The organism is Nostoc sp. NMS9, from assembly GCF_017114995.1.
Lineage (GTDB): Bacteria > Cyanobacteriota > Cyanobacteriia > Cyanobacteriales > Nostocaceae > Nostoc.
The window spans coordinates 31,149-44,974 of the sequence record NZ_JABXKL010000030.1; the positions used below are offsets into that span (position 1 = coordinate 31,149).

11 protein-coding genes are annotated in these 13,826 nt (G+C 42.3%); 6 read left to right on the plus strand and 5 right to left on the minus strand.

Annotated elements, in window-relative coordinates:
* The first annotated feature begins 41 nt into the window (after window positions 1-41).
* The 6 genes from HWQ40_RS10415 to HWQ40_RS10440 all read left to right on the plus strand — a co-directional run bounded on the left by HWQ40_RS10415 (window position 42) and on the right by HWQ40_RS10440 (window position 5,184).
* A complete protein-coding gene (locus HWQ40_RS10415; protein WP_292777365.1) occupies window positions 42-1,499 on the plus strand; it encodes a DNA phosphorothioation-associated putative methyltransferase in 1,458 nt (485 codons plus the stop codon).
* Between the two features lie 143 nt (window positions 1,500-1,642).
* On the plus strand, window positions 1,643-2,944 hold the full coding sequence (locus HWQ40_RS10420) for an AmpG family muropeptide MFS transporter (protein WP_292777367.1): 1,302 nt from the start codon (window positions 1,643-1,645) through the stop codon (window positions 2,942-2,944).
* Window positions 2,929-3,351 (plus strand): ABC transporter permease, encoded by a 423-nt coding sequence (locus HWQ40_RS10425; protein WP_292777370.1) that lies wholly within the window; start codon window positions 2,929-2,931, stop codon window positions 3,349-3,351. The genes HWQ40_RS10420 and HWQ40_RS10425 overlap by 16 nt, the downstream gene beginning before the upstream one ends.
* 132 nt (window positions 3,352-3,483) lie before the next feature.
* On the plus strand, window positions 3,484-3,672 hold the full coding sequence (locus HWQ40_RS10430) for a hypothetical protein (RefSeq protein ID WP_292777372.1): 189 nt from the start codon (window positions 3,484-3,486) through the stop codon (window positions 3,670-3,672).
* Between the two features lie 21 nt (window positions 3,673-3,693).
* Window positions 3,694-4,251, plus strand: coding sequence for an N-acetyltransferase (locus tag HWQ40_RS10435; protein ID WP_292777374.1), 558 nt, complete (start codon window positions 3,694-3,696; stop codon window positions 4,249-4,251).
* Window positions 4,252-4,425: 174 nt separating this feature from the next.
* Window positions 4,426-5,184, plus strand: a complete 759-nt coding sequence (locus HWQ40_RS10440; protein WP_292777378.1) for a HEAT repeat domain-containing protein — start codon at window positions 4,426-4,428, stop codon at window positions 5,182-5,184.
* Window positions 5,185-5,260: 76 nt separating this feature from the next.
* Here the strand turns inward: HWQ40_RS10440 and HWQ40_RS10445 are convergent, their stop codons facing one another.
* From HWQ40_RS10445 to HWQ40_RS10465, 5 genes are all read right to left on the minus strand, one after another.
* Window positions 5,261-5,668, minus strand: coding sequence for a phosphomannose isomerase type II C-terminal cupin domain (locus tag HWQ40_RS10445; protein ID WP_292777380.1), 408 nt, complete (start codon window positions 5,666-5,668; stop codon window positions 5,261-5,263).
* A 175-nt stretch (window positions 5,669-5,843) separates the two neighbouring features.
* Window positions 5,844-7,187, minus strand: coding sequence for a sorbosone dehydrogenase family protein (locus HWQ40_RS10450; protein ID WP_292777531.1), 1,344 nt, complete (start codon window positions 7,185-7,187; stop codon window positions 5,844-5,846).
* A 336-nt stretch (window positions 7,188-7,523) separates the two neighbouring features.
* Window positions 7,524-8,717: an EAL domain-containing response regulator gene (locus tag HWQ40_RS10455; RefSeq protein WP_292777382.1), complete on the minus strand. Its 1,194-nt coding sequence runs from the start codon at window positions 8,715-8,717 to the stop codon at window positions 7,524-7,526.
* A 28-nt stretch (window positions 8,718-8,745) separates the two neighbouring features.
* Window positions 8,746-9,696 (minus strand): hypothetical protein, encoded by a 951-nt coding sequence (locus HWQ40_RS10460; RefSeq protein ID WP_292777384.1) that lies wholly within the window; start codon window positions 9,694-9,696, stop codon window positions 8,746-8,748.
* Window positions 9,697-10,243: 547 nt separating this feature from the next.
* Window positions 10,244-13,051 carry a family 10 glycosylhydrolase gene (locus HWQ40_RS10465; RefSeq protein ID WP_292777533.1) on the minus strand — a complete coding sequence of 936 codons (2,808 nt, stop codon included), beginning with the start codon at window positions 13,049-13,051 and terminating at the stop codon, window positions 10,244-10,246.
* Window positions 13,052-13,826 lie beyond the last annotated feature (775 nt).

Consider the following 13,826-nt stretch of genomic DNA (forward strand, 5'->3'; position numbering starts at 1 on the left):
GTTGACTGTTAACTGTTCGCTGTTAACTGACAAATAATATTATGCCTGAAGCGCTAGAAATTGAGCGTCATAGAGCTGCGATCGCTCGCACTGATATATCTCGCCCCGTGCGATTGGCAATAGAATGGGCAATCCTAAATGCAGACACCACTTTTTTTGACTACGGTTGCGGCTACGGTGGTGATGTCCAGCGAGTAAAAAACTTAGGTTACACCAGCGCAGGCTGGGACCCTTACTACCATCCCGATGTACCACACACCCCCGCCGATGTGGTCAATTTGGGTTATGTCCTCAACGTCATTGAAGACTCAGAAGAACGCCGTCAAAGCCTTTGCCAAGCCTGGGAACTCACTGGGAAAGTTTTAATTGTCGCGGCTCAAATACTGATTAACGCTCCCAGCAAGACTCAACTTGCTTACAACGATGGCATTGTGACGCGCCGCAACACTTTTCAGAAATATTACGAACAACAAGAACTCAAAACTTATATTGATGAAGTCCTAAATGTAGATGCAGTACCGATCGCACTAGGCGTTTACTTTGTTTTTCGAGATGAAGCTGAAAAAGAAAGTTACAAAGCTATCCGCTTCTTTTCTACCACTTCTACACCGCGAGTCCGCATTCCCACCAAGCGGTTTGAAGACTATCAAGAACAGCTGCAACCACTCATGGCTTTTTTTACTAAGCGCGGTAGACTACCCGTGAAAGGCGAATTGGAAAATGAACAGGAATTAGTGAGCGAATTTGGTAACTTTCGCCGCGCCTTCGGTGTAGTTTTGCAAGCTACTGATGAGGCTGAATGGGATGCGATCGCTTACCGTCGTTCTCTCGATATCCAAGTTTATCTCGCCCTGACTCACTTTGATAAACGTCCTGCATGGCAGAAGCTAGCGCCAGAAATGCGTCACGATATCAAAGCCTTTTTTAGTAGCTACGAGGAAGCTTGTCAAGTAGCTGACCAAAAACTTTTCAGTTTAGGCAAACCTGGAGTGATTCAAACTGCGTGCGAAAAAAGCCAAATTGGTAAACACACGCGCGGTGCGCTTTATGTCCATGTTTCCGCACTAGCAGCACTTGATCCCGTACTACGAATTTGTGAAGGTTGTGCTAGTCGTACCATTGGGCGTGTAGATGAAGCCACATTGATCAAATATCACACTGACAAGCCGCAAATATCCTATCTGTCTTACCCTGAATTCGACACTGATCCCCACCCGACGTTAAAAGCCAGCATAGGTATTGATTTAAAAACCTTAGTCGTCACTCATCGAGACTATGCAACTAGGGAAAATCCGCCGATTTTGCACCGTAAGGAAACATTTGTTACCAGCAACTACCCAGGCTACGAAGAATTTGCTAAACTCACCCAACAAGAACAGCAATTAGGATTACTCAATAGTAAAAGTGACATTGGTACGCTTAAAGGTTGGGAAAAATGCCTTGCTGCACACAGAGTAGAAATCAGAGGGCATCAGGTTTATTCAATTAAGGAAAATTAACGAATAATCACACTGTTAGAGTATTGCTGATATGTATCTTAAATAAAGAAAATCTTAGCAGATTTGTGTGCTTACACGAAATTAGACAGCAGTTATGGCAAGATAACTGCAATTCAATTAAATAAAAAGGAATCTTCAAGATTGTGCAAGTAAATAAATCGCTGCTACGAATTTTTGGCAGCCAGAAGATGGGAGCTTTGTTATTTCTTGGCTTCTCATCAGGGTTGCCGTTATATTTAACCAGTCAGACATTACAAGCCTGGTTGACCAAAGAAGGGATTAGCTTGGCAGCGATCGCCGCTTTTAGTTTAGTCAAGCTGCCCTATTCTTTAAAATTTCTCTGGTCGCCTTTACTAGATAGATTTGTACCGCCTTTTTTGGGGCGGCGTCGAGGTTGGCTGGTAATTACACAGATAGCATTACTGTCAACTATAGCTGTCATGGCTCTACAACACCCATCCCAAGAGCTACAACCTTTAATAATTGCTGCTGTGGCCGTTGCCTTTTTTAGCGCCAGCCAAGACATTTTAGTTGATGCTTACCGCACTGATGTAGTGGAAGTAGAAGAAAGAGGTGCTGGAGCGTCTATTTACTTGTTGGGTTATCGCGTTGCCATTCTCGTAACTGGTTATGTCACCCTATTTTTGGCAGACAGAATGCCTTGGCAAGCTGTTTACTTGTTGATGTCGCTGTTGATGCTCGTAGGCTTGGTAACTTCTATTTTTGCACCAGAACCAGTCCTACGCGATCGCCCGCCTCAGACTTTATCCGCCGCCGTCAAATTACCTTTCATTGAATTTTTCCAGCGTCAGGGCTGGCTACAAGGACTTTTAATCCTGATATTCATTGTGATCTACAAGTTGGGGGATTCTTTACTAAAGAATGTATCCACCCCATTTTTGTTAGATAAAGGTTTACATTTTACTCAAACCGACATCGCATTTCCTGGTGCGCTGGGAATTTTTGCCACTATTATTGGCACTTTGGCAGCAGGAGCAGTAATGACCAAAATTGGTGTTAATCGATCCCTCTGGATATTCGCCATAATGCAAGCTGTCGGCAACTTGGCTTTCTTTGCGTTAGCAGTAGTAGGTAAAAACTTTTATCTAATGTTAGCTGCCGTTAATATAGAACAATTCTGTGCTGGTTTAGAAACAGCTGCTTTTGTAGCATTTTTGATGAGTCTTTGTAACCAAAGCTTTTCAGCTACACAGTACGCTTTACTTTCGAGTTTGCAGGCTTTTAGTAGAGATATTCTCACGGCTCCAGCAGGTACATGGGCACAAACCACCGGCTGGTCTACATTCTTTCTACTGACAGCAATAGCTGCTTTGCCGGGATTACTATTATTGCCATTCTTTGCCCCTTGGAATCCAAAGCCAGTGGTAGTATTATCCAGACCAGGACTTGACGACGAAGAAGAGGATATATGGGGAATCAAGTAGTTATTGCTGTCGGCACATTTATTCTCTTACTGACTGGTTTATTACTTGGGTATGTTCTCTCGCAGTTAGTTCTGGGATTTCTAGCATTTAACCTCCTAACTTTTTTTGGAACACTCAGCCTAATTTTAATTTTTGGTACACTTTATTACGTCTTATTTTGGCAGTTGCGGAGAGAACAATCCCGGCCATCAACTCCATCAACCATAAATGAAGGGATACCAACTCAGGTAGAGGAGGGTTTATCTGATAGCTATCTCAAAAACAGGCTAATTGCTAAATTATCTGGTGATACTGTCGCAGCCGAACGGTTAATTCAACAGGCAAAAGAGACTTATCCTGGGATGCCGGAGAATTGGTATTGCGAAAGAGTACTTGATGATTTGGAGAGCGATCGCCAGCGGGAGTAGGGGAGTAGGGGGACAAGGAGAATAACAATGCCCAATTCCCTATGCACATAAAATTGCTAAAATAAATCAAGAATACTTCACAAATCTTCAGCTAGGTTCTCATAAAAGTTCCTAGCTTCTTGCAATTAAAATATGGCTATTTTTCGTCAATACATCGCTCCGCTGCTTGCGGTATTGGTATTTCTCTTTGCCCTAGTTGCAGTCAGCGCCCGGATCTTTTTACCGTCCGATATGGCAGCACCCGCACCAATTGAACAGGTAGAGGTAACTTCTCAACCTACTCCAACTGATTTACCTCCAGCAGCACATAACGCGAGCTAGCTAAGTCAATAAACATTAGCAGTGTCTGAGCAACTATTACCTGGATATATTATTCGCCGTGGCTCTCTTTTGGAGCGATCGCTGCTGCTTAAATTTATGCAGCGAACTTACCAGGATCTCTTTCCCAAAGAGGATTTTTCCCACTTAGAGCAAACAGTTAAGCAATACTTTTCTAGCAATACGCCCTTGTGGTGGGTAGAAGAGGAGGGGGAGCAGGGGAGCAGGGGAGCAGGGGAGCAAGGGAGCAATAAAGAATCTCTCTCCTCTGCCCCTCTGCCCCTCTGCCCCTCTGTCCCCCATCCCCAGATCGCTTGCCTCTGGGTGGGCAATGCTATAGATCAAGTACATGGAAACCGTCATGCTCACATCTTTATCCTCTACGTTGTACCAGAACATCGGCGACGGGGTATTGGTACAGCCTTGATGCGATATCTGGAAAATTGGGCTATTCAAAGAGGCGATCGCCAAATTGGCCTGCAAGTGTTTCAATCAAACAAACCCGCATTGAATCTTTATAATCAGTTAGGTTATCAAACCCAATCCATCTGGATGGTAAAATTCCTGAGTGCAGAAAAATAAACTCAAGGATAGCGATAACATACTGTAGCGTCTGAGTTATAGAGGTTCTCGTTTGGATAAAACTCAACGAGGAAGAAGGAAAAATGTATAAGAACCCAACTAATATATATAAAGCTTTAACTTATTAGCGCGGGGGATTATGTGTTAATCCCTTTTCGGGATTGAAATCAAATTATGTATGACGAAGACGATCTAAGCCTACTCGATATTGAGGAGGAGCTAGAAAGCCCCTTAGATAAAATAGAGCCGCTAACTGCCGAATCAGTTGTGGCAAAGCCAGATCCAGAAGTGATGCTAGCCTTGCTGGAAAATCCCCAGCCTCAGCAACGAATGTTAGCGGCACGTGCTTTTTGTGATATTGAAGATGCCCGTTCTACCCCCCATCTGATTCGCCTGTTAACTGATACTTGTCCCTTAGTGCGGGTAAGTGCAGCTTATGGCATCGGACGCAATCCCAGTTTAGAAGCAGTGAGTCCGTTAATTGCTCAACTAAACAGTGATTGGAATGGCTATGTGCGTAAAGGTGTAGTTTGGGCTTTAGGAAACTGTCGCGATCGCCGTTCTTTAGCACCTTTAGCAAACGCCCTCAGAACAGACATTTCCGCAGTGCGTTTGTGGGCTGCTAGCGCCTTAGCACAGATGGCAGAAGTCGGTTATGAAGCAGTTATAGGGGCAATACCACCATTAATCGAAGCCTTAGTCCAAGATCCCGTAGCAGCGGTGCGGAGTAACAGTGCTTGGGCAATTGGTCAACTATGCCGCGAATTGCCTTCTAATGTAGTTTATGCCACAGCGATCGATGCCCTAATTCAAGCCTTTGCCGAAGATCAAGATTTGGGAGTCCGGGAAGACGCCAAAGCCTCACTATTAGGAGTGGGCGATCCCCGTGGCTTGCAACTGATTGAAACCCTGGAACAAGAAGGGTGGTTTTGATTTGGGAATGGGGCATTGGGCATGGGGGATTGGGCATCGGTTATTCTCTTTGTCCCCTCATCCACTCCCCCAGCTGTTACTGTCCTTCAGCTACAGGTTTGACTAAATTTAAGTCATAAGGGCGCTCAGTATCATCCTCACCCAAATATTCACCATTTTGAATTTCCAGAATAACTAGCGGAATATGTCCAGGATTTTCTACCTTATGTAGAGTTGCTGCGGGGACATAAGTTGATTCGTTTCGATTCAGTAATATTTCTGTATCGCCACAAGTCACCTTTGCCACACCGGAAACTACAACCCAATGTTCATTGCGGTGATAATGAATTTGTGGTTTAATGCCATGCCTAGGCTTGATTTCCACACGACTAATTCTATAGGTTTCTCCCTCCTCGATTACCTCCACCTCACCCCAATATCGTGTACCTGAATGTGGAGACATTTCGTTGATATTTGACTGAGTATTGTTTTCATTGGGAGTCATAATCAATTTCTCAACCAGATGAGTATTAGTATTTATCAGTGATTTACCGTAAACGAGATCAAGCTGAGTAGAAAGATGCAGTCACAACATCTTATCTTTCTATAAATAATGACAACTGCTCTAATTTGCCCCCAGCTAACAGATTCTATCCCCGAATTTATTAATTTTGAATTGTTCACTCCCCCGTATACTGAATCCGATAAATCCGATTATTGGCTTCTTCTGTTAGTAGTAGACTACCATCTGACAACACGAGTAAACCTACAGGCCGTCCCCAAGTACTTGGTACAGAAGGATTTAGCAAAAATCCTGTGAGAAAGTCTTCGTAGTAGCCAAGCGATCGCCCTTTAGCGTCGAAAGGAACAAATACAATTTTATAACCAGTGCCGCGATCGCGGTTCCAAGAACCACGAAAAGCCACAAAAGAACCGTTCCGGTATTTTTTTGGAAACGTTTTACCATCATAAAACTGCAAGCCCAATGCTGCTGAGTGCGCCTGGAACAGCACATCTGGCGTTTGAGTCCGGGCTACTAAATCAGGACGTTTACTTTTGTCATCTGTCTTTTGGCGCGGATCGAGGTTGTTTGGTGTTAGATAAGCATAGGGCCAGCCGTAAAATGCCCCCTGTTTAACGCGTGTCAGGTAGTCTGGCACCAAATCATCACCAATTCCATCCCGTTCGTTAACAGTGCTATAAAGTTCTTTAGTTACAGGATGAAAGTCTAAACCAACAGGGTTACGCAAGCCAGAAGCGAAAGTTTGCTGCTGTGAACCATCTAAATTCATCACTTGTATGGAAGCCCGTGGTAAGGGTTCTTCATCTACATTGGTTCCCGATCCAACTGAAATATATAATTTATTGCGATCGGGCGAGACAACGACATTGCGCGTCCAATGATTGTTATAACCTTGAGCGGGCAAGTCGGCAATTTTTTCCCCCTTACCTGTAATCTTATTTTGATCTTGAGTATAGGGAAAACGCACCACAGCATCTGTATTCCCCAGAAAAAAAGAATTACCTGCAAAAGCCATTCCAAAGGGTCTATTGAGTCCGTTGTCCCTACTAGCAAAGGTTTCTCGAACGTCAGCTACACCATCAGTATTGTTGTCACGCAACAGCCGAATGCGATTTTGCCCGGTTTCAGTCACTAAGACATCACCACTGGGGGTTAAAGCTAGCCAGCGTGGGGCATCTAAACCTTCAGCAAAGACGTTTACTGTGAAGCCTTGTGGTACACGCAGCACCGGATTTTGTGGAATGGGCACAACTTCAGGCCGCTTGGAAGCGCTTTCTGTTGCAAAGGGCGCTGGTAAATTCTTCAGATTGATTCGGATGGGTGTAGGTGAAAGTGCTTCAGTAGGGACAATATTTTTTGGCTGTGTAGGATTCTGTGTCAGTTGGGTAGAAGGTACAGATTTTTGAGGTGTAGGATTATCTGAGTTAGCGCGAGTCTGGTTACAGGCTGCTGCCAAAGTCATTAAAAAAACTGGCAGCAAGCAACGCGCAGGGACTTTCATGGTGGTAGACATTATACACAATGTTCCTACTCTAGACTTGAGGCTTAATAATTGTCGCCAGTCAAAAGTTTGATTTTCCTTAGTTAGTCATCCTATTAACAATTCAAAAATAAAGCACTAGTACCGCAAGGAGGAATTAAAAATTAAAAATTAAAAATGAATACAGCATAAGCGTTTCATCGATTTGGAATGGGTGGTTTATTTCCGCCGACCTGTACTAGTGACTAAATTCTATTCTCAATGCCCAATGCTCAATGACACCAGTCGCCTCAAGTCGGGAAACCCGCCCACGGCGCTGGCTCCCCAATGCCCAATATTTACACATACAAACATTTGTTAGTAAGCAAAAAATTTTTCAAATTCTGCTGCTGGTAAGGGACGACTAAATAGAAACCCTTGCATATAATTACAGTTGTGTTGGCGTAAAAAACCTAATTCTGCTTCTGTTTCTACACCTTCAGCCACTACATCTAGATTGAGATTATGAGCCATCTGAATTAATGCCTTAGCGATGGCTGACTTTTGCAAATCGTTAGCAACATTATGGATAAAATAACGGTCTATTTTTAATGTATTAATTGGTAAATTTTTCAGATAAATCAAAGAAGAATAACCCGTACCAAAATCATCGATCGCAATTTTAACACCCAAAGATTGCAATTTGCTCATAGTAGCGATCGCACTATTTACATCTTGCATAATCATACTTTCAGTGAGTTCTAGTTCTAGGTTATGTGGTTCCAAATTATTCACAGATATAAAATTCACTACATTATGAATGAAATCTGGCTGATTAAATTCAATTACTGACAGATTTACAGCAACAATCAAGGAATGAATTCCAGCATCACGCCAGCTTTTAATTTGTTGGCATACCCTTTTTAATACCCATTTTCCAATCGGAACAATTAAACCTGTAGACTCTGCTAACGGAATAAATTCTGTTGGATAAATCATTCCTAATTCTGGACTTTGCCAGCGCAATAAACTTTCAGCACCTACTATTTTTCCAGATGCGATATCGACTATTGGTTGATAATAAATTTCAAATTCTTGAAAATTATGTTGTTTGATAGCTCGGTGTAAGCTAATTTCTAACAACTGCATTTTTGGAGACAAGTTATTAATTACTGTCTGAGGAGATAAATACCTTTTTAAAGTAGCGTATTTTTCCAACCTGTTGATGATGGCACTTAATAACTCAGATCGAGTGAATGGCTTAGTTATATAGTCATCTGCACCCATATCCATACCTTGACGGAAGTCAGATTTGGCAGATTTCGCAGTGAGAAAGATGAAGGGAATTGTTGCCGTTGATGGATCTTGACGTAATGCTGTTAGCACGCCATAACCATCAATTTCTGGCATCATCATATCACAAAGAATTAAATCAGGAACTTCGGAGATAGCCAAATTTACCCCGATTCTGCCATTAGCCGCAGCAATAGTTTCAAAATCTTCAGCTTCTAGCAAATCTAAAATGTTTTCCCTAACTGCTTCCTCATCTTCTATTATTAATATTCTGTGCATAAATTACCTCATCTTTATATTTTATTATTTAACGACACCATACAGCCATATTTATTACAAAAATAACAATTTTTGTAATAAATATTTTAACTGTGTAGATATCTACACAGTTTTTTAAAATTGCCATTTTTAATCTACTATTTAGTATATTAATACCATTTATAGTGTGATAAAATGATTCAATAAAATCTACTATATCTTCTTGGAAAATAAAAATTTGCCACTCTTGAATTTCAAATCCGGCTTGTCTATCTTGACTAAGGAAATTAAACTTGAAAATGCTATCATCTGAGAAAGATTTAATCGAATTTAAAAACAAGTTAGTCAAAATCTGTGCCAGAAGTTTTTCATCGATGCAGCAGGTTTCAAATTTATATTGACTGGTGAAAAAAATCAAGCGCCGATAGCCCAGATTCATCTGTATTTGTTCTGGCGATTGTCGACTATGTTCAACCAAATTGAAGGATGTTGGTCTATACTCTAATTTTCCCACTTCTAACTGGCCAATAATCAACACATCATTCAAGATTTCAGTCATGATTATGTGATATTTGGGCGTATTGGTCTGCATGACCCTATTAGACTTACGGTAGAAGTCCAAATCTACCTCATAAACTTCAATGAAGTGAGTGTATTTGCCTGTCGTATCTTTACGTACTATAGCGCGTGCTAGTAACCATTGGGACTTGAGTAATTGTCTCTCAACGAAAATCTGATGTTCTACCTCAAAGGAACTAATACTAGCATTACCTCTAGTTTTTTCTGTTTCTTGTGCCAGTGCTTGACAGATACTTTCAGGAGTAATATTACCTGGGTTATCTACAACTAGCAGTAGTTCCAACTGCTGCTGGTACAGCCGTGATAGCACTGAAACTATCTCCGAAAATTCTGACACGTTTAATGTCATGACTAAAGTATGCATAACTTCAAAAATATTGGCTGTTTTCAAGCTAGTTCCAGAAGCTACAAGCAGTACCATATCATGCTTGGTGAAGTACCCTACTACCTGCGAAGATGAAAAAACAAGACACTCTTCTCTTACCCCGGTGCTACATCAGTGCGTAAGCGTAGCCCATTGTAGACATAGCATCTACTCTAACAGTGATGTTTTTAACACAACCATCAGCGGCAAACAGTCAATTCTTAACTCTAAGCTTTGTAGCTCGATGAACTGAGGTAAAGCTTGCATAGATTTTAACGATAGCTATCATCAAATAATAGTTATCTAAAGCTGGTCATCTAAGTATTTTCCAATATTTTGACGCTAAACAAGTAGTAATATTTGGGATACAAACACTACAAGAAGTGTGTTAAGAATTACAAACTAGCTTATATCCAGCTAGTTGGGTATTGAGCGTTGGACATGAGGAAGAGGACAAGGGGAAAGACTTGTTGCAAGTTTTCACTCAAGTCACCTTGACACGGTAGTGGTAAGGGGAGGGGTTGGGGGTTGGGTAAAGCGGATGTGGGACAAGCGTTTAAGCTTAAGTTGACACCAATGCCCTACTCCCCACCCCTCTACCTCTTCACAAAGGACGCAACTGCACCCGTCGTTCGCCATAACGTAATAGCCTTTCTATAGTTACGAGTCGATTTTCCCAAACTTTGACTTGATAGGAATTCGACTTAATTTCTTGGCTCATCAATACCCGAAATTGAGACTGGAACCGAGTTAGAGAAGCTCTGGCCACCAGTAACTTACTAGCAGAAGGGGAAGCGGCAAGCTGATTTAAAGCACTGCGTAAAACTTCTGCCTGGTTGTTAAAATCTGAAATTTTCTGAGATGGCCTTTGTTGTTGGTCATTTTGGAAAACAAATTTCCATTCCCGTTGTAGCGCGGTGTAACGGATGGCGGCAGTTTGAAAAGGCTGTCGGTGAGGAATCGGTTCACTTGTTGTGGATTGAATCCTACCTTGGGTGCTACTAAAGAGTTTTTGGAGATCGTTGCTAAAATTTTCTGCGGCAAATAGTGCATAACCACTAACCGGCAAGTCCCTTACCAACTGGAGTTGATCGAATGCCCCGATTGTTGGCAGAGAAAGTAAGCGAATTCCCGGCACCAACAAGGTAGCTCCCAATTGTTTAGAGGCAATCCAGGGTTGGGCCAGTCGTTGAAACCGAGAAGTATCGAGAGCATAAGTCATGGGAACAATTAAATCTACATCCCCCCGCCTTGCCCAAGTTTCCCAATTTTGTTGAATTTTCTGAATCCGTTCTAGTTCGGGCAAAGGAAATACTGCAACCGACAAAATCAAATTCGGTTGCTTTTGTCGCAATTGCTGTGATACTTGGGCGACAAAGCTATCAACTTGCTCGGTGCGAAATGTTGTCCACTTTTGCCACAAGTCTGCTTGGCTAGGAGAAATATTCACTGGATCTACACCAGTAAGTTTCTGAAATTGCGCTCTTGCAGCTTTCCCATAGCCATAAGTTCGACCTGCTGATGGGTCTTGGAAAGGGTAGCGAATGTAGTCTAGCTGTAGACCATCCACCTTATATTTAGTCACAATTTCCTCATACAGCTTGAGCAAGTATTGCCGCACTTCGGGGTTGGCTGGGTCGAAGAATGGCTTGCTCTGACCAAGGGGAATCATGTTGCCCAAATTATCGTAGTTTGCCCAATCGGGATGAGCCGCCAGTACTGGCCCTGGATAATCAGGATTAAGGTTGAGAATTTCATTATGACGTTGATTGCCAGCAGCAAAAGTCCAAACCCAAGCGTGTAATTCCATGTCTCGCTCATGGGCTAGTTTCACCGCCTCTTCTAGTGGGTTCCACCCACGAATTAATGGGTTTTGCTCTTTTGCGACTTGGCTCGGATAAATTGTATAGCCAGCGTTAACAGTTTCAAAAAAGACGGTATTAATCCCGGCTTGGGCGAGGCGATCAAAAATCTGTGCCAATCCCGCCTTACTACCAGCACGAACAATCGTCCCTCGATCTAACCAAACTGCGCGAATTTCTGGTTGAGCTAGCTTCCGATCGACAGGAAACTGCTGCCATAAAGTCGTTTTAGCGACCAGCCATTGCTGACGAGCGAGAGCATAGTTTTTTTGGGCAATCAATTGCGGTAAGTTTTTGGCAATTACCCTTACCTGTGCCAAAGCTTGCTCGTTACTCATGGCTAGCGCCCCCAGTTTGCTTGACGCCAATTGTGTTGGCTGCTCTTTGAGAGATTGAGGGGTATAAGTGTTCAAATGCCTAGAAGACTGCTTTTCCTCAGATATTGTTTCACCAACATTAGCTGCATTGGCTAACACCGCTAAATGAGCGCTTTCCACTCGACCAATCAGATTTTCTAGCTCTTGCTGGAGAGCGATCGCTTGGTTGTGATCAATCGGCTCATTGGAGTTGGGTGCAACATCCAAACGCACTGCTTGTTCTAATTGGTCAATAGCCTCCTGAGAACTTGGGGGTTTAACCATAGGCAACGCTCTAGGTATGGGAGCAGTGGCAGTTTTAGGAGGAGTTAATGAGGGGGATAAAGGAGATGAACTACCCCCCTGCCCCCCTGCCCCTCTGCTCCCCTGCGCTGAGGGCGCAGCTGCAACAGTTGTAGAGCAACTTTGGGAACCGCCTGCTATTTTTTTTGTCCGATTTGATGGCGCTAGTGCTGTCAAATAGTGATTGATGGTAGTTTTTAACCAGGCATTATCCAACTCGGCTGCTGAGGCTGTATCTGTTCCCCAGCGCCAGCCCAAAAAGGTAGAACGCTCAGTTGTCACTACTGCGGCCGGATTATCTTTGGAATTCCAAACAGCAGGAGATTCAGTGCCCATATCATTAGGAATCACAACGCCACCGCGCACTTTACCAAAGAGTCCAGTTTGATTTGTCCATTCTGGGATCTTGGTTTTTGCAGCTTGAATCTGTTCTGTGTCACTAAGGCTGAATCCCCAATAACCTCCCAAGAGCGATCGCAATAACTGCCGTACTCCTGGCGATGACAAACTACCTACAGGCCCACTAGCAATCAAACGCCCTCCCTTACTCATCCAGTCTTCTAGAGCGATCGCTTGAGTTGGTGTTAATGTCTCGACGTTTGGTAAAAATAAGACCCGGCGATCGCCCCAATCTCCCCCACTTTTGACATCATTTAGGGAAATTACACAATATTTCACCCCTATTGTCTGTAAGCGATCGCTTATCCCTCTCCATTGATTTGCATTTTCTTGACCATACACTACGCTCAATACGGGTTCTTCAGTCGCCGCCGTTACTGGCAAAATACCCAAAAAATTTAAAAGTACAATTTCACAACTTAAAATAAATAATCTTCTAGCTTCTTTAATTTTTAAACTTATATCTTTTTGGTTTTCCTGATGCTTCACCAGTGACTCCTCACTTCATTATTAATTAATTTAGTTATTAGTCAGAATTCATTAGTACATAATATAGGACTCTAGCTTGATTCCTGGTAAGTTTACTGAGATTCTCACCCGGATTAGTAAAGCTGATATTTGGCTTTTCAAAAATCAAATAGGATTCCTATAAGCTTTTCGTAGAAGTACTTAGTGAATGACTTTTATCAATCTAGCCTATCAAAACCAGTAAAAAATGCCAAGATGGATACTCAAATTGCCACAAGCGATTCTATAGAAATTGTTAGCTATTACATTGTGAATTTATTTCATTGGTGACTAGCTTTTCAGAAAATTTTGCATTTACCAATTCCAATAGGTGTTTGTATAATTGCAGAGAGTTTCCACTTAAACCTAAAATAAAAAATGCCACTCTTGTTCTAATTATCTGTTTTTCAGGGTTTTTGTGAGTTAAAAAAGTAATACTAGTGCATCTTAAAGCCCTCACCCTAAATCCCTCTCCCAAGCTTAGGAGAAGGACTTTGAAATTCGCTCGGCTCCCCCGATCACAATTTTGGGAGAAGGGGTTGGGGGATGTAGCAAGATCCCGCAGGGTGGGCAAATTTTGTATTTGTGCAATAGGTCTAATTAGTACTCTTGACGATCGCCAGAGTTAAACTAACAATAATTTCTCATGAGTTTGTCTAGAAAATTTTAGATAGAGAGAAGACAATAATTTCAACAGTCGCAATTACAACCAACAAAATTTATTAAATATAAAAGTCAATACAGTTCAGAATGAGCAACA

Excerpts from the sequence above, each read along its gene's own strand:
- HWQ40_RS10450 (WP_292777531.1), bottom strand. The coding sequence starts at position 7,187 with ATGAAAGTCCCTGCGCGTTGCTTGCTGCCAGTTTTTTTAATGACTTTG.
- HWQ40_RS10460 (WP_292777384.1), bottom strand. The coding sequence starts at position 9,696 with ATGGTACTGCTTGTAGCTTCTGGAACTAGCTTGAAAACAGCCAATATT.
- HWQ40_RS10425 (WP_292777370.1), top strand. The coding sequence starts at position 2,929 with ATGGGGAATCAAGTAGTTATTGCTGTCGGCACATTTATTCTCTTACTG.
- HWQ40_RS10415 (WP_292777365.1), top strand. The coding sequence starts at position 42 with ATGCCTGAAGCGCTAGAAATTGAGCGTCATAGAGCTGCGATCGCTCGC.
- HWQ40_RS10455 (WP_292777382.1), bottom strand. The coding sequence starts at position 8,717 with ATGCACAGAATATTAATAATAGAAGATGAGGAAGCAGTTAGGGAAAAC.
- HWQ40_RS10445 (WP_292777380.1), bottom strand. The coding sequence starts at position 5,668 with ATGACTCCCAATGAAAACAATACTCAGTCAAATATCAACGAAATGTCT.
- HWQ40_RS10440 (WP_292777378.1), top strand. The coding sequence starts at position 4,426 with ATGTATGACGAAGACGATCTAAGCCTACTCGATATTGAGGAGGAGCTA.
- HWQ40_RS10430 (WP_292777372.1), top strand. The coding sequence starts at position 3,484 with ATGGCTATTTTTCGTCAATACATCGCTCCGCTGCTTGCGGTATTGGTA.